20 protein-coding genes and 1 other RNA gene are annotated in these 22,235 nt (G+C 62.1%); 11 read left to right on the forward strand and 10 right to left on the reverse strand.

What is annotated here, in order from left to right:
• Positions 1–13: 13 nt before the first annotated feature.
• On the forward strand, positions 14–943 hold the full coding sequence (locus AC1DXM_RS14220; RefSeq protein WP_477233615.1) for a methyltransferase domain-containing protein: 930 nt from the start codon (positions 14–16) through the stop codon (positions 941–943).
• Between the two features lie 108 nt (positions 944–1,051).
• Positions 1,052–1,411 (forward strand): hypothetical protein, encoded by a 360-nt coding sequence (locus AC1DXM_RS14225; protein ID WP_477233616.1) that lies wholly within the window; start codon positions 1,052–1,054, stop codon positions 1,409–1,411.
• A gap of 12 nt (positions 1,412–1,423) precedes the next feature.
• Here the strand turns inward: AC1DXM_RS14225 and AC1DXM_RS14230 are convergent, their stop codons facing one another.
• The 7 genes from AC1DXM_RS14230 to AC1DXM_RS14260 form a co-directional block, all read right to left on the reverse strand.
• Complete coding sequence (locus tag AC1DXM_RS14230) at positions 1,424–2,365, reverse strand: 2-hydroxyacid dehydrogenase (protein ID WP_477233617.1); 942 nt, start codon at positions 2,363–2,365, stop codon at positions 1,424–1,426.
• A gap of 39 nt (positions 2,366–2,404) precedes the next feature.
• Positions 2,405–4,033: an ABC transporter ATP-binding protein gene (locus AC1DXM_RS14235; RefSeq protein WP_477233618.1), complete on the reverse strand. Its 1,629-nt coding sequence runs from the start codon at positions 4,031–4,033 to the stop codon at positions 2,405–2,407.
• Positions 4,030–5,169 (reverse strand): ABC transporter permease, encoded by a 1,140-nt coding sequence (locus AC1DXM_RS14240; protein ID WP_477233619.1) that lies wholly within the window; start codon positions 5,167–5,169, stop codon positions 4,030–4,032. Before AC1DXM_RS14240 ends, AC1DXM_RS14235 begins: the two co-directional genes overlap by 4 nt.
• Positions 5,169–6,266: a microcin C ABC transporter permease YejB gene (locus tag AC1DXM_RS14245; RefSeq protein WP_352587065.1), complete on the reverse strand. Its 1,098-nt coding sequence runs from the start codon at positions 6,264–6,266 to the stop codon at positions 5,169–5,171. The genes AC1DXM_RS14240 and AC1DXM_RS14245 overlap by 1 nt, the downstream gene beginning before the upstream one ends.
• A gap of 30 nt (positions 6,267–6,296) precedes the next feature.
• Positions 6,297–8,165 (reverse strand): extracellular solute-binding protein, encoded by a 1,869-nt coding sequence (locus AC1DXM_RS14250; RefSeq protein ID WP_477233620.1) that lies wholly within the window; start codon positions 8,163–8,165, stop codon positions 6,297–6,299.
• A complete protein-coding gene (locus tag AC1DXM_RS14255) occupies positions 8,165–10,042 on the reverse strand; it encodes an extracellular solute-binding protein (RefSeq protein WP_477233621.1) in 1,878 nt (625 codons plus the stop codon). The genes AC1DXM_RS14250 and AC1DXM_RS14255 overlap by 1 nt, the downstream gene beginning before the upstream one ends.
• 152 nt (positions 10,043–10,194) lie before the next feature.
• Positions 10,195–10,854 (reverse strand): c-type cytochrome, encoded by a 660-nt coding sequence (locus tag AC1DXM_RS14260; protein ID WP_477233622.1) that lies wholly within the window; start codon positions 10,852–10,854, stop codon positions 10,195–10,197.
• A 191-nt stretch (positions 10,855–11,045) separates the two neighbouring features.
• Here AC1DXM_RS14260 and AC1DXM_RS14265 point away from each other — a divergent pair, with 191 nt between their 5' ends.
• Together AC1DXM_RS14265 and AC1DXM_RS14270 are read left to right on the forward strand one after the other, a co-directional pair.
• A complete protein-coding gene (locus tag AC1DXM_RS14265) occupies positions 11,046–11,774 on the forward strand; it encodes a 3-deoxy-manno-octulosonate cytidylyltransferase (RefSeq protein ID WP_477233623.1) in 729 nt (242 codons plus the stop codon).
• A 9-nt stretch (positions 11,775–11,783) separates the two neighbouring features.
• The gene (locus tag AC1DXM_RS14270; RefSeq protein ID WP_112560690.1) at positions 11,784–12,647 is read left to right on the forward strand and encodes a prephenate dehydratase; all 864 of its coding nucleotides are present in this window, start codon (positions 11,784–11,786) and stop codon (positions 12,645–12,647) included.
• Here AC1DXM_RS14270 and AC1DXM_RS14275 read toward each other — a convergent pair.
• The 3 genes from AC1DXM_RS14275 to AC1DXM_RS14285 form a co-directional block, all read right to left on the reverse strand.
• Entirely contained in the window at positions 12,644–12,949 is a 306-nt protein-coding gene (locus AC1DXM_RS14275; protein WP_192249856.1) for a Dabb family protein, read from the reverse strand. The genes AC1DXM_RS14270 and AC1DXM_RS14275 overlap by 4 nt on opposite strands.
• Before the next feature lie 22 nt (positions 12,950–12,971).
• Positions 12,972–13,913, reverse strand: a complete 942-nt coding sequence (nudC, locus tag AC1DXM_RS14280) for an NAD(+) diphosphatase (protein ID WP_477233624.1) — start codon at positions 13,911–13,913, stop codon at positions 12,972–12,974.
• 149 nt (positions 13,914–14,062) lie between these two features.
• Positions 14,063–14,482, reverse strand: a complete 420-nt coding sequence (locus tag AC1DXM_RS14285; protein WP_477233625.1) for an HIT domain-containing protein — start codon at positions 14,480–14,482, stop codon at positions 14,063–14,065.
• Between the two features lie 158 nt (positions 14,483–14,640).
• On the opposite strand from AC1DXM_RS14285, the gene ffs reads away from it, so the two are divergent.
• The 7 genes from ffs to AC1DXM_RS14320 all read left to right on the forward strand — a co-directional run bounded on the left by ffs (position 14,641) and on the right by AC1DXM_RS14320 (position 22,225).
• Positions 14,641–14,737, forward strand: an RNA gene (gene ffs, locus AC1DXM_RS14290) — signal recognition particle sRNA small type.
• Positions 14,738–14,942: 205 nt separating this feature from the next.
• Positions 14,943–16,760 carry a DNA polymerase III subunit gamma/tau gene (locus AC1DXM_RS14295; RefSeq protein WP_477233626.1) on the forward strand — a complete coding sequence of 606 codons (1,818 nt, stop codon included), beginning with the start codon at positions 14,943–14,945 and terminating at the stop codon, positions 16,758–16,760.
• 30 nt (positions 16,761–16,790) lie between these two features.
• Entirely contained in the window at positions 16,791–17,114 is a 324-nt protein-coding gene (locus AC1DXM_RS14300; protein ID WP_112560695.1) for a YbaB/EbfC family nucleoid-associated protein, read from the forward strand.
• Between the two features lie 216 nt (positions 17,115–17,330).
• Positions 17,331–18,299, forward strand: a complete 969-nt coding sequence (locus AC1DXM_RS14305) for a cell wall hydrolase (protein ID WP_477233627.1) — start codon at positions 17,331–17,333, stop codon at positions 18,297–18,299.
• Positions 18,300–18,396: 97 nt separating this feature from the next.
• The gene (gene recR / locus AC1DXM_RS14310) at positions 18,397–19,002 is read left to right on the forward strand and encodes a recombination mediator RecR (RefSeq protein ID WP_477233628.1); all 606 of its coding nucleotides are present in this window, start codon (positions 18,397–18,399) and stop codon (positions 19,000–19,002) included.
• A gap of 28 nt (positions 19,003–19,030) precedes the next feature.
• Positions 19,031–20,308 (forward strand): lytic murein transglycosylase, encoded by a 1,278-nt coding sequence (locus tag AC1DXM_RS14315; RefSeq protein WP_477233629.1) that lies wholly within the window; start codon positions 19,031–19,033, stop codon positions 20,306–20,308.
• Positions 20,309–20,587: 279 nt separating this feature from the next.
• Complete coding sequence (locus AC1DXM_RS14320) at positions 20,588–22,225, forward strand: ABC transporter substrate-binding protein (protein WP_477233630.1); 1,638 nt, start codon at positions 20,588–20,590, stop codon at positions 22,223–22,225.
• Positions 22,226–22,235 lie beyond the last annotated feature (10 nt).

The following is a 22,235-nucleotide window of genomic DNA, read 5'->3' on the forward strand; positions in this document are numbered from 1 at the left end:
CGGACCCATCGCCATGCAAACGCTGAAAACCTCGTCCGGCGACCTGACCGCCGACCGCCGTGCCGACTATGCCGAGATGCTTTTCGGCTCGGGCGACCCTGCGGCAGCAGCGGAATTGCTGCTCGGCGCGCTGGAACTGGCGCCGCAATGGGCGGCGGGCTGGTTCCGCCTCGGCGAGATGCAGGAGACAAGCGAGCAGTTCGACCTGGCGGCGCAGGCCTGGGCGATGGCACTGAAACTCGACCCGGAGGATCGCCTCGGGGCTGCGCTGAAGCTGCAACTGATCGGCAAGGCGCCTGCTGCCGCGGCGCCACCCAGCGCCTTCGTCGAAACGCTGTTCGACCATTATGCCGAAAGCTTCGAGGGCGAGCTGGTCAACAAGCTCGGCTACCGGCTGCCTGAGTTCCTCGATCGTGCCATTCGAGCGGCAAGGCCGGGCGGCTTTTCGCTGGCTCTCGACCTCGGCTGCGGCACCGGCCTGATGGGCGAAAGACTGCGGCCGATCGCCGATCGGCTCGAGGGCTACGACATCTCCGCCGCCATGCTGAAGAAAGCGCGCGCCAAAGGCGTCTACGACCTGCTCGCCAAGGCCGACCTGCAGCATTTCGCCTATGTAGGTCCGAAAGCCGATCTTGTGGTGGCGGCCGACGTGTTCATCTATGTCGGTGCGCTCGACGGCGTGGTGAAGGCCGTCGCCGGCATTCTGGCCGCCAATGGCCTGTTTGCCTTTTCCGTCGAGACGCCAGGCGAAGGCGAGGCGGCCGGCGAAGCCGGTTTTGCGCTTCGGCCATCGCGTCGCTATGCCCATTCTCAAGCCTATGTCGAGCGGGTGCTTACCGCCAGCGGCCTGTCGGTCCTGTCCATGCAGCCCACGGTCATCCGCTGGGATCGCCGCCAGCCGGTCGATGGGCTGGCCGTGCTGGCGACACTATCGTCCGGCTGATGTCTCGTCCTGTTCGAAAATGTGAATAGGATTTTTGCGGCTGGCGCGGCATCAGATAGGATATCTGCCGAGACAAGGTCCGCTCGGTTTGGCATTGAGGAGAAACGGATGCGCTGGAACATGATGGCCGTGGCGTCTTGCCTGGCGATGACCGGCTGCATGGGCAGTTCGATGTCCGAACGGCAGGATCAGGACGTGCAATCGTCACTGCAGTACGACAGCGTGCCTTGCGATCAATTGCTGGCGCAGCGCAATGGGCTGGCGCAGCAATATCATCTATCGACGGATGCAAAACCGAGCTTCTCCAATCCGGCGATGGGCTTCGGCCCGTTCACACCGGATATGCGCTCCAAAGGCAAACGCGACACCGACCTGGCAAGCGGCAAGATCGACGCCATGAACCGCTCGCTGGAACGCCGCGACTGCGGCAAACCCAACAAGCAGAAGAAGTTCGCTCTGCCGAGCTGAACCTGGACTTTCTCAGTACCCCGCCTTGCGGTCGACCAGATTGTCGAGCTGTTCGCCGCGCTCGAAGGCATCCATCTGGCGAAGCATGATCGGCGCCAGATGGACGGGGTCCGAGGTTGCCGCCGCATGCGGCGTCACGAACACTTTCGGATGGCTCCACAGCGGGCTGGTTTTCGGCAGCGGCTCGACCTCGAACACGTCGAGGCTCGCCTCCTTCAACGTGCCATCATCCAAGGCGCGCAAAATGTCGGCATCCTTCTGCAACCGGCCGCGCCCGGCATTGATCAGCACCGAGCCGCCAAGGCCATTGCGCTTGCGAAGTTCCTTCAGCACCCCGTGATTGATGATGCCTTGCGTGTCCGGTGTCAGCGGCAACAGCACCACCAATATGTCGGTGGCGTTGAGGAAGGGGATCAGCCCGGCCTCGCCGGCATAGGTCGAGACGCCTTTCATGGTTTTGTCGTTGCGCGACCAGCCATTGACGGCAAAGCCGAGCGACAACAGTACCGACGCGGCCGCACGGCCGAGATTGCCGAGGCCCATAATGCCGACCGAGATGTCGCCGGCCGGCCGTTGCGGCGGTTCGTGCCAGATCTTCTTCGGCTGCTGCGCGCGATAGAGCATGCCCTGGCGGTGATGGTCGAGCACACGCCAGACGACATATTCAGTCATGTATTGGGTAAGATTGTCGGCGACCACCTTGACGATCGGCACGTCGGGCAGGCCGGGATCGGCGAAGATGTGATCGACGCCGGCGCCGATCGAGAAGATGGCACGCAGATTGGGCAGCGACTTCAGGAGGTTCGGCTTCTGCTTCCACACCACCGCATAGGTGATCGACGGGTCCGAAGCACCCTCCGGCTCCAGGACCACCTCGCGTTCCGCCGACAGCAACTCGCGCCAGCGCTGCGGATGAAAGCCGGTGACGGCAAGCAGGATTTTGCCTTTTTCCATTTGCGGATTTTTCTTCCCTGTTAGTCCAGCCTGAACCCGTTATTCGCTGACGATGCCGACCGGCGCCGTCTCGATCCTGAACGCGGCCGAGATCAGCGCCTTGGTATAGTCGGTCTGCGGCCGCTCGAAAATCTGTTCGGACGGGCCAGCCTCGACGATCTTGCCATTGCGCATGACGATGACGTCGTTGGCAAGGGCGCGAATGACTTTCAGATCGTGGCTGATGAACAGATAGGCAAGGTCGAGCTTGGCCTGCAGATTGCGCAACAGGTCGACCACTTGCGCCTGCACGCTCATGTCGAGCGCCGAGGTTGGCTCGTCCAGCATGACGAAGCGCGGATTGAGCACCATGGCGCGCGCAATGGCGACGCGCTGGCGCTGGCCGCCGGAGAATTCATGCGGATAGCGGTTCCTGGTCGCGGGATCGAGCCCGACCTCCTTCAGTACGGCGACAACCTTGTCGTCGCGCTGGTCGGGCGAGAGTTTCGGCTCGTGGATCTTCAACCCTTCCTCGATGATTTCCGACACCGACATGCGCGGGCTGAGCGAGCCGAACGGGTCCTGGAAGACGATCTGCAATTCGCGTCGCAGCGGCCGCATGGCGTTGAACGACAACTGGTTGATATCGCTGCCGTTGAACTGGATGGTGCCGGTCGACGAGATCATCCGTGCCAGCGCCAGGCCGAGCGTCGTCTTGCCGGAGCCGGATTCGCCGACGACGCCAAGCGTCTGGCCGGCGCGCACGGTGACATCGATGCCGTCCACCGCCTTCACATTGTCGACGGTGGTGCGGAAGAAACCCTTCTTGATGGGGAACCAGACCTTGATGTCCTTGCCGGTCATGACAGGCTTGGCGGCATCGTTGGCGGCCGGCGGCTTGCCTTTCGGCTCGGCCGCCAGGAGGTGCTTGGTGTAGGCGTGCTGCGGGTTGGCGAAGATCTCCTTCGTCGGCCCGGTCTCGACGATCTTGCCCTTGGTCATCACGCAGACGCGGTCGGCGATCTTCCGGACGATGCCGAGATCATGGGTGATGAACAGCATCGACATGCCCTTGCGGCTCTTCAGCCCCGCCAGCAATTCGAGGATCTGCGCCTGCACGGTGACGTCGAGCGCCGTCGTCGGCTCGTCGGCGATCAGCAGTTCCGGCTCGTTAGCCAGCGCCATGGCGATCATGACGCGCTGGCGCTGGCCGCCGGACAGCTGATGCGGATAGGCGTCGAGGCGTTTTTCCGGCTCGCGGATGCCGACCTCGTTGAGCAACGCCAGCGTCCGCGCCTTGGCTTGGCGGTCGCCCATGCCCTGATGCAGCGCCAGGATCTCGACGATCTGCTGCTCGATCGTGTGCAGCGGATTGAGCGAGGTCATCGGCTCCTGGAAGATCATGGTGATCTTGTTGCCGCGCACGCTGCGCAACTGCTTTTCGTTCATCGCCAGCAGGTCGGCGCCCTGGAACAGGATCTTGCCCGAGGGATGGCTGGCGGTCGGATAAGGCAAGAGCTTCAGCACCGACAGCGCCGAGACCGATTTGCCGGAACCGGATTCGCCGACCAGCGCCACCGTCTCGCCCTTGGCGAGATCGAAGGAAATGTGATCGACAGCGATCGACTCGTTGCCGCCTTGGGTGAAGGCAACGCTGAGATCGCGGACGGAGAGCAGGACCTCGCTCATCGGAACGCCTTGCGCGGATCGAACGCGTCGCGCGTCGCTTCACCGATGAACACCAGCAGCGAGAGCATCAGCGAGATGACCACAAAGCCGGATATGCCAAGCCAGGGGGCATTGAGGTTGCTCTGCGCCTGTTTTAGGAGTTCGCCGAGCGAAGCGGTGCCTGGCGGCAGGCCGAAGCCGAGATAGTCGAGCGAGGTCAGCGTTGAGATTGAGGCGCTGACCAGGAAAGGCATGAAGGTCAGCGTCGCCACCATGGCGTTGGGCAGAAGATGTCGCAGCATGATGGTCCGGTTGGACACGCCGAGCGCGCGGGCCGCATTGACATATTCGAAGTTGCGGGCGCGCAGGAATTCGGCGCGCACCACGCTGACCAGCGACGTCCAGGAAAACAGCAGCATCAGCCCAAGCAGGATGAAGAAGCCGGGCGGCAGGATGGCGGCAACGATGAGCAGCAGATAGAGCAGCGGTATCGCTGACCAGATTTCTATGAAGCGTTGAAACAGAAGGTCGGTCCAGCCGCCGAAATAGCCTTGCAGCGCGCCGGCCGCGACGCCGATCACCGACGAGCCCGCAGTCAGGATCAGTCCGAACAGAACGGAAATCCTGAACCCGTAGATGATGCGCGCCAGCACGTCGCGCGCCTGGTCGTCGGTACCCAGCCAGTTCCAGTTGCCGACAATGCAGTCGGGATCGGCAGCGCCCTGCGGATACTGGCTGCATCGCTTTTGCGCGTCGTATTCCCACGACGGTTTTGCCGGTGCGGCGTCGGGGATCGCATTGTTGACAGTGCGGTAGGAATAGCGGATCGGCGGCCAGATCATCCAGCCATTGGCGTTGATCTCGTCGCGGATGACCGGGTCGCGATAGTCGGTGACGGCGTAGAAGCCGCCGAATTTTTCTTCCGGGTAGGCGACCGCCACCGGGAACAGGATCTCGCCCTTGTAGTAGGCGACGATCGGCCTGTCGTTGGCGATCAGTTCGGCAGACAGCGACAGCACGAACAGAGCGAGGAATATCCACAACGACCAGTAGCCGCGCCTGTTGGCCTTGAAGTTCTGCCAGCGCCGCCGGTTGAGCGGTGACAGCCAGGGTCGCGCGATCCTTGTCCGTGTCGTCTCGGCTGCGGCCTGCGTCATCAGACGTCTCTCCGCTCGAAATCGATGCGCGGATCGACCCATGTGTAGATCAGGTCGGACAGCAGCGTCACGAACAGGCCAAGCAGCGAAAATATATAGAGGTTGGCGAACACCACCGGATAATCGCGCGCCAACACGGACCTGAAGCCGAGCAGCCCGAGACCGTCGAGGGAAAAGATGTTCTCGATCAAAAGCGATCCGGTGAAGAAGGCCGAGATGAAGGCAGCGGGAAAGCCGGCAATGACGATCAGCATGGCGTTGCGGAACACATGTCCGTAGAGCACCCGTCGCTCCGACAGGCCCTTGGCGCGCGCCGTCACCACATACTGTTTGCGGATCTCTTCCAGGAAGGAGTTCTTGGTCAGCAGCGTCGTCGTGGCGAAGGCCGACAGCACCAGCGCCGTCAGAGGCAAGGTCATGTGCCAGAAATAATCGACGATCTTGTCCGGCCACGACAATTGGTCCCAATTGTCGGAGACGATGCCGCGCAGCGGGAACCAGTCCCAGAACGAGCCGCCCGCGAAAAGCACCATCAGCAATATGCCGAACAGGAAGGCCGGTATGGCATAGCCGATGATGATCACGCCGCTGGTCCAGACGTCGAAGGCGGAGCCGTCCTTGACCGCCTTGCGGATGCCGAGCGGTATCGAGATCAGATAGGACAAAAGTGTGATCCACAATCCGAGCGAGATCGATACCGGCATTTTCTCCAGGATCAGGTTGAGCACCGAGATGTCACGGAAATAGCTGTCGCCGAAATCGAAGCGCGCATAGTTCCACAGCATCATGCCGAAGCGTTCGAGAGGCGGTTTGTCAAAGCCGAACTGCTTTTCCAGCTTCTTGATGAATTCCGGGTCGAGCCCTTGCGCGCCGCGGTACTTCGAGCCGACATCGCCGGCAACATCGAAATTACCGCCACCTCCTGCATCGCCACCGCCGCTGCCGAGACGGTCGCTGCCGCCCTGGTTGGTCAGGCTGGCGATGACCTGCTCGACCGGTCCGCCCGGTGCGAATTGAGTGACGACGAAAGCGACCGCCATGATGCCGAACAGGGTCGGGATCATCAGCAGGATGCGTCGCAGTATGTAGGCGCCCATCAGGCCGCCAGTCCTGCGCGAACGGTCATGTCAGGCTTTGCCAATTTTTGCCGCCTTGCCCTTGTCGACCCACCACAGCGCTTCGACCGGAAAGCCGAAATCGGGTTTCCGGTCGGGAAAACCGAACATATCCCAATAGGCGCTTCGGTGATTCGCCAGGAACCAACTTGGAATCCAATCGCGTCGTGCACGCAAGACCCGGTCGAGCGCGCGCATGGCAATTGTCAGGCTTTCGCGATCCTCGGCGGCGCCTGTGGCGTCGACCAGGGCGTCGATCGCCGGGCTCGACGTTCCCGGCAGATTGCGTGTGCCCGACAGGGTGGCGGCTCGCGAATGAAAAAACAGTTCCAGATCGTCACGGGTTGGCGTGGCGCCGAAAATGAAGGCAGCCGAAATGAGGTCGTACTCGAACGAATTCTGTCGCAGCTGATACTGCGCCGCATCGACTAGCCGGATCGAGGCATCGATGCCGACCGCCTTCATGTTTTCGATCCAGGGAGAGTAGACCTGTTCGAAAACCTGGTCGTCGACCAGGAACTCTGCCGATAGCCGCCCGCCCTTGTCGTTCACGACGAAATCGCCGGAGCGTTTCCAGCCGGCCTCGGTTAAAAGCTTGGCCGCCTTGCCAAGCAATCGGCGGTCACGGCCGGAGCCGTTCGATACGTCTTGGATCACGGCTTCACCAAAAGCCTCAGCGGGGATCTGATCTCGCAGCGGTTCGAGAAGAGCCAGCTCTTGCGGAGACGGCAAGCCTTCGGCACGAAAATCGGATTGCTCGAAGCAGGATTGCGAGCGCTCATAGGAGCCGTAAAAGAAATTGCGCCGTGTCCATTCGAAGTCGAAGCAGAGGCCGATCGCCTGGCGCACGCGCGAATCGCGGAACTGCTCGCGCCGCTGGTTGACGGCAGTGGCCTGCATGGAGGGCATGGTTTCAGCCGGGAATTCGTGCTTCACCACCTTGCCGGCAATGAAAGCGGGGAAGTCGTAGCCAGTCGCCCAAATGCGGGAGACGGCTTCCTCCTTGTAGAGGATTTCTCCCTTCTTGAACGCCTCGAAGGAAGCGTTGCGGTCCTGATAGAACTCGACGCGGATGCGACCGAAATTGTTCTGGCCGCGATTGACCGGCAGGTCGTTGCCCCAATAGTCGGCCACGCGCTCATATTCGATCCACGCCCCCGCCGACCAGCGACCGACCTTGTAGGCGCCTGACCCCAGCGGCGGGTTCATCTGCGAGGAATCGAACGGGTTGGCAGTATAGAAAGCCTTTGACAGGATCGGGAATGCGACGACGTTGAGGATGGTGCGGCTTGTCTGCTTGCCGGAAAATTTGAGCTGCAGCGTGTGGGTATCCACGGCAATCGCGTCATCCAGATGCGTCAGTGTCAGCGAAAAGTCCGGATGCCCCTTGTCCTTGAGTAGCTTGAAGGTGAAGGCGGCGTCTTCAGCGGTAAGCGGCGTGCCGTCATGGAAACGGGCTTGCGGGCGCAGCGAGAAGGTGAAACCGTTCCGGTCGTCGGAGATCGTCACGCCGTCGGCGATCAGCCCGTAGACGGCGTCAGGCTCGTCATATGCCCTCACCATCAGCGCGTCGAAGCACATCTCCATGCGCTGCGGCGAATCGCCCTTGGGCACGAAACAATTCAGCGTGTTGAAGGTCAGCGGCGTCTGGTTCCAGCCCCAGGTGCGTGGCAGGAAATTGAAGGTGCCACCTTGCGGCGCATCGACATTGACATAGTCGAAGTGGGTGAAGTCCGGCTTGTACTTGAGGTCGCCGAAGGCCGACAGCCCGTGCAGTTTCACGCCGGTCGGGCTGGCGGCGAAAGCCTTGCCCGGAAGCAACGCAGCAGCGGCCGCGGCGCCACCGAGGGCCAGAAAGTCGCGGCGAGGAAGCACCGCCATCAATTGCCGCCCTTGTACTTGGCGGCCAGCGCTTTTTCCTTGTCCGCATCGATCCACCAGGAATCGATGTCGGCGCCACGGTAGCCGGGCTGCTTTTCCGGGATGCCGAACTTGTTCCAGTAAGCGAGCCATACCACCGCGCGATAGTATTGCGGCACGACATAGTAATTCCACAGCAACACGCGATCGAGCGCATGCGTGGTGGCGACGAGGTCATCGCGGTCCGTGGCAAAAATGATACGGTCGACAAGGTCATCGACGACCGGGTTCTTGATGCCGGAATAGTTGCGCGATCCCGGTGTGTCGGCTGCTTTCGAACTCCAGAAATCGCGCTGCTCGTTGCCGGGCGATTCCGACTGCTGAAGCTGCCCTGTGATGACGTCATAATCGAAATTTCTGACGCGGTTCGTGTACTGGCTCGGGTCGACGATGCGCAATGTCGCATCGACGCCGATCTTGCGCAGATTGGCGATCCAGGGGCTGGAGATGACCTGGTCGGTTTCACCCGAGCCGAGGATTTCAAACTTGAATGGCTCGCCGGTCTTGGCGTTGACCATCTTGCCGCCCTTGATCAGCCAGCCGGCCTGGGCGAACAGGTCGACCGCCTGCTTCAGATACTTGCGCTCGGCCTGCGGCGAATCGTAGACCGGCAGCTTGAATTCCTGGGTGAACAGTTCGGGCGGCAGCTTGTCGCGGTACTTCTCCAGGATTTCCAGTTCCTTGCCTTGCGGCAGGCCGCTCGAGGCCAGTTCCGTGCCCTGGAAATAGCTGTGGGTCCGGCTGTTGAAACCGAAGAACAGCGTGCGGTTCATCGATTCGAAATCGAAGGGGTAAGTGAGCGCAGCCCTGACCAGACGATCGGCAAACAGCTTATGTCTCTGGTTGAGCATGAAAGCCTGCATCGGCTCGGGCGAGGTGGTCTTGAATTCTTGCTTGATCACGTCGCCGGCCTTGATCGCTGCGAAATCGTAAAACGTCGCCCAGCGCTTCGAGCTGTTTTCCGGCTTGATGTCGTCAAGCCCCCCCTTCTTGAACGCCTCCCAGGAGGCGTTGTCGTCAAGAATGTAGGTGAAATGCTGGGTGTCGAAATTCTCACGGCCGATTTTCACCGCCAGCTTGGCGCCCCAATAATCGGGCACGCGCTGCCAGACGATCTCCGAGCCGGCTTTGAAGCTGGCGATCTTGTAGGCCGCCGAGCCTAGCGGCGGTTCCAGAGTCCCCTTGGTGATGTCTCGCTTCTTGCCGTTGGCGTCGGTGCCTTCCCACCAACGCTTGGGCAGCACGACGAGGTCGCCAAGGATCTTGGGCAGCTCGCGATTGCCCTTCTGGTCGAAATGAAACTCGACCTCACGGTCCGAGACCGCGACGGCGTCGGTGACGTTTTCGAAATAACGACTGTACATCGGGCTGTTGGCCTTCAGCACATGGAACGACCAGATCACGTCCTCGGTGGTTATCGGCTGCCCGTCATGCCATTTCGCGCGTGGGTCGAGCCGGTAGATGGCCGAGGAATAGTCGGTCGGGTATTTGTAGGCATCGGCGATGAGCGGGTGGCTGACGCTGCCTTCGTCAGTCGCCTGATCCATCAGCGTGTCGTAGAGCAGGCCGCCGCCAAATGGCTGCAGGCCGGCCGCCGGCGAGCCCTGCACGATGTAGGGATTGAAGCTGTCAAATGTGCCGGAAACGACTGAATTGTAGGTTCCGCCCTTCGGCGCGTCCGGGTTCACATAATCGTAGCGTTGGAAATTCTCGCCATATTTGGAGGGACCGATCAGCGAAGAGGTGGTGTGCCATTCATCCGGGAAGGCTGCCTGCAGGCCGCCTGCGAGGGTGGCCACAACCAGAAAGGATCTCAGAAGCGTACGGCCAACCGTCATGCGTTCTCCTCTTCGCGATGCCCGGCAATCCTAGATGATTTGACGCCGGAGAAAACCGCCATGAGCCGGCTTTGTCGCCGCATATGCGATTTTCCTAACAGAAAAGCCGGGCTGAACCCGGCTTTTCTGAGGTCATCGAGATGACAATTCGGTTATTTGGCAGGCGCCGGAGCCGGTGCTGCGGGAGCGGCACCTTCAGCCGGCTTCGCCGGAGCGGCACCCTCGGCGGGCTTGGCCGGCGCCGTCGCATCAGCGGCGGCACCTGGGGTCGGCAGCGGCTTCGGGCTGTCCGACAGCGTGCGCAGATAGGCGATGACGTTAGCGCGGTCCTCGTCCTTCGGCAGGCCGGCAAAGCCCATCGCCGTACCCTTCACGAATTTCTTCGGCGAGGTGATGAAGTGGTTGAGGTTGTCATAGGTCCACTTCTCGGCGCCGCCCTTGGAAAAGTCCTTCATGCCGGCCGAATAGCCAAAACCCTCATGCTCGGCGACGGGGCGGTCGACGATGTCCCAGAGGTCCGGGCCGACCTTGTTCGGGCCGCCCTTTTCGCCGGAATGGCAGGCCTGGCATTTCTTGAACACGGCCGCACCCTGCTCGACATTGGCGGTGGCCAGCAGGTCGGCGATCGGCTTGGCCTCCACGGCAGGTCCGGCGCCACCGCCCTCAGCGGGCTCGGTCGCCTCGATGGCGTAGCCGGGCTTCTCGGGCGTGGGCGAGGCAAACAGCGCGTCAGACACCAGGCCGACCGAGAAAACGACGAAACAAGTTCCGAGCAATCCGGCGAGCAGCTTGTTGACTTCGTTGGAATCCATGCGCCCCTTGCTCCCTTTTCCGGCGGACCGATCGTCCACTCCGTCCGTCGGTATCGTGACCCGCCCCGTCGAGCCGGTCAAATCGGGCGGAAACTAGGTCTTTTGCTCCAGCGTTGCAACACCTATAAGGGCGCTTCCAGTGAGACCTTTTGCCACTTTTCCCATCGTCTTTTCAAACGCCAGCAGCCCCGATGTCCACGCTCATCCTGATCCCGGCCCGCATGGCCTCGACGCGCCTGCCGGGCAAGCCGCTGGCCGATATAGCCGGCGCGCCGATGATCGTGCATGTCGCCCGCCGCGCCGCCGAGGCCGGGCTTGGCCGGGTGGTGGTGGCAACCGACACGCAAAGCGTGGCCGAGGCGGTGCGCGCGCACGGTTTCGAGGCGGTGATGACGCGCATCGACCACGAATCCGGCTCCGACCGCATTTTCGAGGCGCTGACCGCGCTCGATCCCGGCCGCAAGGTCGAAACCATCGTCAATGTACAGGGCGACCTGCCGACCATCGATCCCGCAATCATCGGCGCGTCGCTGCGCCCGTTCGAGAACAAGGCGGTCGATATCGCCACGCTCGGCGTCGAGATCGTGCGCGACGAGGAAAAGACCAATCCCAATGTCGTCAAGATTGTCGGTTCACCGCTGTCGGCGACGCGGCTGAAGGCGCTCTATTTTACCCGCGCCACCGCGCCCTGGGGCGAGGGGCCGCTCTATCACCATGTCGGTCTCTACGCCTATCGGCGCGCCGCACTCGAACGCTTCGTGGCGCTGAAACCGTCGCCGCTGGAGCGGCGCGAGCGGCTGGAGCAGCTGCGGGCGCTGGAGGCCGGCATGCGCATCGACGCCGAGATCGTGCAATCGCTGCCGCTTGGCGTCGACACGCCGGAAGACCTCGAACGCGCCAGAACCATCCTTTCAACCTGAGACATCGGCATGCCTGAAAAGACCAACAGAATATCCTTCCAGGGCGAGCCCGGTGCCAATTCCGACACCGCCAGCCGCAACATGTTCCCGTCGATGGAACCGTTGCCGTGCCCGACCTTCGAGGATGCCTTCAACGCGGTCGAGACCAACAAGGCCGACCTCGCCATGATCCCGATCGAAAACACCATCGCCGGCCGCGTCGCCGACATCCACCATCTGTTGCCGGAATCGAAACTGCACATCGTCGGCGAATATTTCCTGCCGATCCATTTCCAGCTGATGGTGCTGCCGGGCGTCAAGCGCGAAGAGATCAAGACGGTGCACAGCCACATCCATGCGCTGGGGCAGTGCCGCAAATACATCCGCAAGAACGGCTGGAAGCCGGTGGTCGCCGGCGACACCGCGGGTTCGGCCAAGCTGGTTTCCGAGCTCAAGGACCGCACCATGGCCTCGCTCGCGCCCGCACTTGCCGCCGAGCTCTACGGCCTCGACATTATCGAGAAGAATGTCGAGGACACCGACTCGAATGTCACCCGTTTCGTCGTGCTGACCAAGAACAAGCAGTGGGCCGAGCGTCCCTCGGCCGACACCAAGATGATGACGACTTTCATCTTCCGCGTCCGCAACGTGCCGGCTGCGCTCTACAAGGCCATGGGCGGCTTCGCCACCAACGGCATCAACATGACCAAGCTGGAGAGCTACCAGCTGGGCGCTTTCACCGCGACGCTGTTTTACGCCGACATCGAAGGCCATCCCGACGATCCGCTGGTCAAGCTGGCGCTCGACGAACTGCGCTTCTTCTCGCGTGAAGTGCGCATCCTGGGTGTCTATCCCGCGAGCGAGTCGCGCGAGCAGTGGAAGGTCGCGGACTAGACCAAAAGTGCCAGCGGCACGTAGTCGATTTCCATGAAGGTCGCGACTTCCGGCACCCAGCGGTCGCGCACGAAGGCGACGTGGTCGGGATGCTCATTGTATCTGGTGTAGGCCGCCTGATCCGCGAACTCCATCGAGAAGCCGAAGTGATAGTCGTTCTTGGGACTGACCTGCCGCAGCGGCTCGAAATGGGTAACGCCCTTGATCGCGCTGAGAATGCGCTTGGCGTCGGAGAGGAACCGTTTTTCCTCCAGCGAGTACTGCGGGTGCTTCAGGGTGAAAACCACGGTGTGACGGATCATTTCTTGCTCCCGTTATCCCTATTTACTCGCTGTCGACCCAGGCGCGGATCAAATGATGCGCGATGGCGCCTTTCGGCGGCGTCACCAGATTGTCCTTGTGCGTCCTCTCCAGCATAGAACGCACCTCGTCGCGGAAAAACCAGCGGCAGTCCTCCAGCTCGTTGAGGTCGGCCTGGATGTCCTCGTTGAGCGGTTCGCCGAAACAGCCGATCATCAGCGAATAGGGGAATGGCCAGGGCTGGCTGGCATGGTAGACGACGCGGCCGAGCCTGATGCCGGCTTCCTCCAGCGTCTCGCGGCGCACCGCGGCCTCGATCGTCTCGCCCGGCTCGATGAAGCCGGCAAGCGCCGAATACATTCCCGGCCCGAAATGCCGGCCACGGCCGAGCAGGCATTTCTCCCGTGTCGCCGTCAGCATGATCGCCACCGGATCGGTGCGCGGAAAATGCTCGGTGCCGCAGTTGGGGCAGTGTCGCTTGTAGCCGCCGGCACGCATTTCGGATTCATGGCCGCATTTGCTGCAGAAGCGATGGCTGGCATGCCAGGCAAGCAGCGCCGCCCCTTGCGCCAGCGCGCCCGCCGCCGCTTCATCGATCAGCCCCTGCATGTAGACCGAGCGATAGTCGATGGCCTTGATGGTCTCCGGCAGCTGTTCAGGATCGAGGCCGACCGGCACGGCAAGCACCGGGTTGCTCTCGGCAAAGCCGAGCAGCACGCCTTGCGCGAAGGACGGCTGCAGCAACTCGCTGTCGGCGACATCGAACCAAGGGTCGAAGTTGCCGTCGCTGAGTTTCAGATAAAGCCGGCCGCCATGCATCGGCAAAAGCCGTGCCGTCGGGTCGGCCAGCGCCTTTTCGACGGAATCATCGGCGCGGGTCTCGGATTGCCGGTCGATAGTGTTGCCGGCAAAACCGACGAACTGGCTCGGCTCGCGCAAGGGCGCGTCAAACAGGCGAAAGGTCATGGAGGCTCGAAGGTCTAGAGCATGATGCCGAAAAGTGTGAAACGGTTTTCGGACGACATCATGCTCTCTTTCTTTGATTAGAGGCGGATTCAGATTTCAGGCCGAACAGACCTGAAATCATCCGCCTCAGGGATGGACACGAGCGCAGTTTATAGCGCCGCCTTTATCTGTTGCGCAAACCGGCGGATTTCGGAGCGTTGATAGGGTTCGCGCATGCCGTGCCCCCATACTGGACCCGGCCAGCCCGGATCGCCTTCCGAGCGGGCGATGACATGGACATGCAGTTGCCGCACGACGTTGCCGAGCGCGCCGGTGTTGATCTTCGTGCAGCCGGTGGTCCTTTTCAGCGCCTGCGCCACCATATTGGTCTCGAAGGTCAGCATCGCCTGGTCGAGCGGCGTCATGTCGTGGATTTCCTCGATGCCGGGCCGCTGCGGCACCAGGACAAGCCATGGCCAGCGGCGGTCGTTCATCACTCTGAGTTCGCACAGGCCGAGCCACATCAGCTGCTCGCTGTCCGCCTCCAGCCTGGAGTCGAGCGTGAATCCGGCCTTGAGGCCCGGCAGCATTGGCGTTTCCCTTGCGTTTCTCGCATTATTTCCCAAACTCAGAACGCTAGAGCGGCTGCACGGGGGCTGCAAGCGATTCATTGAGCGGCGGAGCTCAAGGGTGCCCGATTCTCAATGCACCCTTGCATTTCATCGCTGAATTGCCGATATGGAATGCGGGAGGTTGGTGGTGGACGATCCACTCGCCAACCGGGTCAGGTCCGGAAGGAAGCAGCCCTAACGAGCCCGGAACGGGTCATTGTTCCAGCCTCCCACCTCATCGGCCACTCTCGCGACATTGACGACGCATTGCAGCGCGGGCGAGACTATTGGAGCAATTCCAGGGAAAGTGTGAGCGGTTTCCCGTCCGGAATTGCGTTAAAGCAAGGGGATAGAGCGGTCTGCCGTTTTCAGAAAACGGTGAAACGCTCTAGCAGGAATCGGCCACCTCCGACGCGGCCTTTTGGAGCTTTACGGGCGAATGAGCGAAGCCGGAAATTCGGGCCCAGAAAACCTGGATAAGCAAAAGGCCGCCGCCTATCGTGTGCTGGCGCGCAAGTACCGTCCGGCGAATTTCTCCGAACTGATCGGCCAGGAGCCGATGGTCCGCACCCTGACCAACGCTTTCTCCACCGGCCGCATCGCCCAAGCCTGGATGCTGACCGGCGTGCGCGGCGTCGGCAAGACGACCACGGCGCGTATCCTGGCGCGGGCGCTCAACTACAAGACGCCGACAGTCGACCAGCCATCGGTCGACCTTGCCGTCCTGGGCGAGCATTGCCAGGCGATCATGGAAGGCCGCCATGTCGACGTCATCGAGATGGACGCCGCCTCCCATACCGGCATTGACGACATCAGGGACATTATCGAGCGCGTGCGCTATGCCCCGGTGTCGGCGCGCTACAAGGTCTACATCATCGACGAAGTGCATATGCTCTCCACCCAGGCCTTCAACGGCCTGTTGAAGACGCTGGAAGAGCCGCCGCCGCACGTCAAATTCATCTTCGCCACCACCGAAATCCGCAAGGTGCCGATCACCGTCCTGTCGCGCTGTCAGCGCTTCGATTTGAGGCGCATCGATGCCAGCGCGCTGGTCGCGCATCTGTCGTCCATTGCCGGCAAGGAAGGCATATCGGTCGACGACGACGCGCTGGCGATGATCGCGCGCGCCGCCGAAGGCTCGGCCCGCGATTCGCTGTCCATCCTCGACCAGGCGATCGCCCATGGCGGCGGCGCCGTCAGTGCCGAGGCGGTACGCGCCATGCTGGGGCTCGCCGACCGCGCTCGCATCGTCGACCTGTTCGAACATGTGATGAAGGGCGATGTGGCAGCCGCCCTTGCCGAATTCCGCAACCAGTACGATACGGGCGCCGATCCGGCCGCGGTGCTCACCGATCTGGCCGAATTCAACCACCTCGTCACCCGGCTGCGCTTCGTGCCGACGGCTGCCGATGACGCCTCCCTTTCCGAGGACGAGCGCCGGCGCGGCGCCGACTTCGCGAGCACGCTGTCGGTCAAGGTGTTGTCGCGGACCTGGCAGATGCTGTTGAAAGGCATCCCAGAGGTGCAGTCTTCCAACCGCCCAGTCAGCGCTGGCGAAATGGTGCTGATCCGGCTGGCGCATGCCGCCGACCTGCCAACCCTGGACGAGGCGCTGAAATCGCTGGAGAGCGGCGCTTCCGTCTCGAGTGGCACGCCGCGTCCGAACGGTGCGCCGACGAGCCCAGGCAATGGCGGCGGCGCAAGTGCCGTGGCGCAGACGCGGATGCCGTCGCCCGGCAGCGGCGCGCAGACGATGCGCCTGGTCGAGCCCGAACCGCTGCCGGCCAGCTTCGTTGCGCCCCCGGAGCCGGTCGTTGAGACGCCCCCTGTGCCGGTGAAATCGCTGGCCGACATCGTCGCCCTTGCCGACCAGCAGCGCGACATGGCGTTCAAGGTGCAGGTCAAGCGCTGCGTGCGACTGGTGCGCATCGAACCCGGCCGCATCGACGTCAGCCTGACCGACGATGCGCCGAAGATGCTGCTCAACGAGCTGACCGCCAAGCTGCGCGCCTGGACCGGCCGCAACTGGCTGGTGTCGCTGTCGAAGGAAGAAGGCGGCCAGACGCTGGCCGAGATGGAATCGACAAAGCGCGAGACCGCTTTCTCCGATGCGAAAAGCGATCCGGCGGTCGCCGCCATCCTGGCGCGCTTTCCCGGCGCCAAGATCATCGACGTGCGCATTCCCGACGCGCCGGAAGTCGACACGGACAAGGCCGAAGTGCCGGTCGAGCCACCGGGCGACGACGACGAAACCTGACCACAGCACAAATCCGAAAAGGACCCGACCATGAAAGATCTTCTCGGCCTGATGGGCAAGGCGAAGGAAATGCAGGCCAAGTTCCAGGCCATGCAGGACGAGATCGCCACGCTTGAAGCGAGCGGGCAGGCCGGCGGCGGCCTGGTCAGCGTCACCCTGACCGGCAAGTTCGAAATGAAGTCGCTGAAGATTGATCCGTCGCTGTTCAAGGAGGACGATGTCGAGATCCTCGAAGACCTGCTTCTGGCCGCCCACAATGACGCCAAAAATAAGGTCGAGCAGATCATGCAGGAGAAGACCAAGGCGCTGACGGCAGGCTTGCCGATCCCGCCCGGAATGAAATTGCCGTTCTGAGCCGGCTTCACCAGTTAATTGATTATGAACGGAAATCGGCTGCCGAGGCTATTGTTAAGACTTTCCCCGGCTTTGCTCACGCGGACATATCGGGCCATTTATAAAGTTTTACCTATGCTGCACGAATGCTAATCCTTTAGCCATCTTTTTGCCTTTAAGAGTCTCATTCTTGCCACATCCTGGGACGGGCGGCATCTGGAAAATGAGGCACTTTTGTTGATCGCCACGCGATGGAAGACGCCGCTGTTGCTCGGCATCATCTTCTCCCCTTTGTTCCTGGCGGGTTGCAGCCAGACCACTTCTTCTCACGGAATGTCGGTCGCCAGCCTGACCGACGCCATCACGCCCAGCTTCCTCTCAACGCGCGCCTACCGCAACACGCCGAAGGAGAAGGAATGCCTGGAGCGGGCGATGTTCTTCGAGTCCAACCGGTCGAGCCGCGACGGCATGATCGCCGTCGGCACGGTGGTGATGAACCGGCTGCGCTCCGGCAACCATGGCAGCACCATTTGCCAGGTGGTGGGCGAACCGGGCCAGTTCGCGCCCGGCGTGATGACGCGGCCGATGAATTCCAAGGCAATGCCTGATGTCGAGGAAGCTGCCGACGCCGTGCTCAAGGGCGAGCGCAAGGCCAAGCTGAAGAACACGATGTACTTCCACACCGCCGGCCTGAAGTTCCCCTACAAGAACATGCACTACACCATGGTCGCCGGCGGCAATGCTTTCTACGAGAAGCGCGGCCGCAACTGGCAGCCGCTGCCGGATGAACCGACGACCATGGTTGCTTCAGTGACGCCGCGCGCGCCCGTGGCTGAAGCGCCGGTGCAGGTGGCTTACGCCGAGCCGGTGGTCAAGACTATTGTCCGTCCCGATCCGGCCAAGCAGGCCGCAGCTTCTCGCACGGCCAAGGCAATCGCCGCTCCGGCCGAGCAGACCTATGTGACGGCTGCCGTAGCCCCAGCGAAGGGCGGTCGCGTCGCGATAAAGCAGACCGAAGTGGCGATGCAGGAGCCGATGGCCGAGCCCGATGCCTCGCGGTTCGGTGGCACGCTGAACGCCCGCTACATCACCACGGTACCTTCGGCGACGCAGGAAGCGTCGATGGGCTTCCAGTCGACGCCTGAGAACACCGACGCCATCGGCGCGATGATTGCCGACCAGACCCGGCCGCTCTCGGCATATTGAGGCCAGCTGCATTTTCAGAGCCCGCCATGGCAGCATGGCGGGCTCTGTGCGTATGCGGCATGTTTCAAAGCGCGCCGAAAAATCCTAGATCAGTGCGATGTCCAAGCGAATCGCCGGTCCCGAGATCGAACGCCTGATCCAGCTCCTGGCCAAGGTGCCGGGGCTCGGGCCGCGTTCGGCCAGGCGCGCGGCACTGCACCTCATCAAGAAGAAGGAGCAGCTTTTGTCACCGCTCGCCGCCGCCATGGCCGAGGCGGCCGACAAGGTGCGCATCTGCACGACCTGCGGCAATGTCGATACGTCAGACCCCTGCATGATCTGCACCGATCCGCGCCGCGATGCCTCAACGCTGATCGTCGTCGAGGATGTCTCGGATCTCTGGGCGTTGGAGCGGGCGGCGGCGATGAACGTGCGCTATCACGTGCTCGGCGGCACGCTGTCGCCGCTCGACGGCATCGGTCCAGAACAGCTCAACATCCGCTCGCTGGTCGACCGCGTCGCCGGCGGCGAGGTCAAGGAGGTCATTCTCGCCGTCAACGCCACGGTCGAGGGCCAGACGACGGCGCATTACCTGACCGACCAGCTCTCGGGTTTCGAGGTCAAGGTGACACGGCTCGCCCATGGTGTGCCCGTTGGCGGCGAGTTGGACTATCTCGATGAGGGTACACTGGCCGCGGCGTTGCGATCGCGGACGGCGTTTTGACGCAATTGGGCGGGAGGGTGCTGCTGAGATGACTGCATTCCTTCGCGCCCGCGCGACAGAGCGCGGATCTTTCAGATTGGCGCTTGTTACGCTTCTCGCATCCGTTATCGCCCTGCTTTTTGTAGCTCCCGCCTCCGCCGCCAAAATCGACGACCAGTTCCGCGCCTGGCTGCAGACCGACCTCTGGCCCGAAGCAAAAGCCAAAGGCATCTCCAAATCTACCTTCGATGCCGCCTTCGACGGCGTGAAGCCGAACCTCAAATTGCCCGACCTCGTCCTACCCGGAGAAAAGCCCAAAACCCCGCAAAAGCAGCATCAGGCCGAGTTCGGCTCGCCCGGTGCCTATTTCGCCGAAAAAACGGTGCGCGCCGTCACGTCAGGTGGGCGAACGCGCGAAGCGGCCAATGCCAAGACGCTGGCTGCTATCGAGAAACGCTACGGCGTGCCGGGCGAGGTGCTGCTGGCGATCTGGGGTCGCGAGACCGGCTTCGGCGCCGCGAAAATGCCTTACGACGCGTTCGAGGTGCTCGGCACCAAGGCGTTTATGTCGACCAAAAAAGACTTCTTCCGCACTGAAGTGCTGGCCGCACTCGAAATCGTCGAGCGCGGTCTGGCCCCTGTCGGCGCCATGAAATCGTCATGGGCCGGCGCGCTCGGCCAGCCGCAATTCATGCCGACATCGTTCCTGAAGCATGCCGTCGATTTCGACGGTGATGGCCACCCCGACATCTGGAATTCGACCCCGGACGTGCTGGCCTCGATCGCCAACTATCTCGTCCATTATGGCTGGGTGAAGGGTCGCGGTTGGGGTTTCGAGGTCACGGTTCCGGCAAGCGTTTCCTGCTCGCTCGAAGGTCCCGATCAGGGCAAGAAGATCTCAGCCTGGGCGGCGCTGGGAATCAGCCGCGTCGGCGGCAAACCGTTTCCGGGCAGCGAACTGAAAGCCGAAGGTTTTCTGCTGATGCCGGCCGGGCGCAGCGGCCCGGCCTTCATCGCGACGCCCAACTTCTACGTACTGAAGGAATACAACACCAGCGACCTCTACGCCCTGTTCATCGGCCATGGCGCCGACCGCATTGCTCACGGTGATGCCGACTTCGCCGGCAAATGGGGTCCGGTCGGTGGCCTGCACCGTTCCGACATCGCCGCCTTGCAGCGGGCGCTGGAGGCCAAGGGCTACGATGTCGGCAGCGCCGACGGTCTGCCCGGCTTCAAGACCCGCCGCTCGATCGGCAGCTGGCAGGAAAAGAACGGCCGCGCCGCCACCTGCTTTCCCAACGCCGATCTGGTCGCCGCGATAAAATAGCACTCAATAAAATAGCACTGACAAGAGCAGTTTTTTCCGGATCGGGCGCTGCAATTGGCCGGGCCATGCTTCGACGTCCGTCGCTCATTCCGCTCCAATATGCCGGCTCATAAAATGCCCGTTGCCGGTTGGAGAGCTGCCGGATAGGGTGTTGACCAACTGGACAAAAACCAACACGGTAAGAGGTCGAACGGCCGTTCTTCGGCCTCGAAAAAAGAACACTGCAGCCCTGAGCCGGGAACTCGGGGTCAACAATCAACAAACCAGGGAACAATCATCATGATGCTCGAAAAATTTGCTCTGCGCTCTCGTACCTTGCTCGCGGGCGCGGCGTTGTCGGCCTTGCTCGTAGCGCCGGCCTTTGCCGTGACGCCCGCCGACACGCTGGTCGAAGGTTTTGCCATCGATGACATCATTTCGATGGATCCGGGCGAGGCGTTCGAGCTGTCGACCGCCGAGGTCACCGGCAACACCTATGATCTGCTGGTCCGTCTCGATCTCAGTGACACCTCCAAGGTCAAGGGCGACCTCGCCGAGAGCTGGACCGTTTCCGACGATGGCCTGGTCTATACGTTCAAGCTCAAGCCCGGCCTGAAATTCGCCTCCGGCAATCCGATCACGGCGGCCGACGTCGCCTACTCCTTTGAGCGCGCCGTCAAGCTGGACAAAAGCCCGGCCTTCATCATCGGCCAGTTCGGCATCAGTGGCGACAACGTCACCGACAAGGCCAAGGCGGTCGACGATGCGACGTTCCAGTTCACCGTCGACAAGGCCTATGCGCCGAGCTTCGTCCTGAACTGCCTGTCGGCAACGGTTGCTTCCGTGGTCGATGCCAAGCTGGTCAAGGAACATGTCGCTGCGGTCACGCCGAGCGCCGACTACAAATATGACAACGACTTCGGCAACGCCTGGCTGAAGACCGGCTATGCCGGCTCCGGCGTCTTCAAGCTGCGTGAGTGGCGGGCCAACGAGGTCGTCGTTATGGAGCGCAACGACAACTACTATGGCGAGAAAGCCAAGCTTGCCCGCGTTATCTACCGCAACATGAAGGAAAGCTCCGCGCAGCGCCTGGCGCTTGAAGCCGGTGACATCGACGTCGCCCGCAATCTCGAGCCGAACGATCTCGACGCCATCGCCAAGAACGCCGATATAACGACCACCGCCGCGCCGAAAGGCACGGTCTACTACATCAGCCTCAACCAGAAGAACCCGAACCTGGCCAAGCCCGAAGTGCGCCAGGCGTTCAAATATTTGGTCGACTACGATGCGCTGAGCACGACCATCCTCAAGGGTATCGGCGAGATTCACCAGTCCTTCCTGCCCAAAGGTGACCTGGGCGCCGTGGACGAAAATCCCTTCAAGCTCGACGTCGCCAAGGCCAAGGAATTGCTGGCCAAGGCCGGCCTGCCGGACGGTTTCAGCGTCACCATGGACGTACGCACGGGACAGCCGACCACCGGCATGGCGGAATCGATCCAGCAGACGCTGGGCCAGGCCGGCATCAAGCTGGAGATCATCCCCGGCGACGGCAAGCAGACGCTGACCAAATACCGCGCCCGCAATCACGACATCTATATCGGCAATTGGGGCCAGGATTATTTCGATCCGAATTCCAACGCCCAGACCTTTGCGTCGAACCCCGACAATTCGGATGCCGGCAAGTCGCATACGCTCGCCTGGCGCAACTCCTGGGACATTCCGGAGCTGACCAAGGAAACGGAAGCTGCACTGCTGGAGAAGGACGCGGGCAAGCGTGCCGATATGTACAAGGATCTGCAGCAGAAAATCCTCGACACCAGCCCCTTCGTGATCATTCACCAGCAGCTCGAAGTGGCCGGCCTGCGTAAGAACCTCAAGGGCTTCGCGCTCGGCCCGAGCTTCGATAGCAACTTCGTCGGCCCGGTCTCGAAAGAGTAATGCCCACGGG

The sequence above is a fragment of the Mesorhizobium sp. P3_A2 genome, from assembly GCF_056403115.1.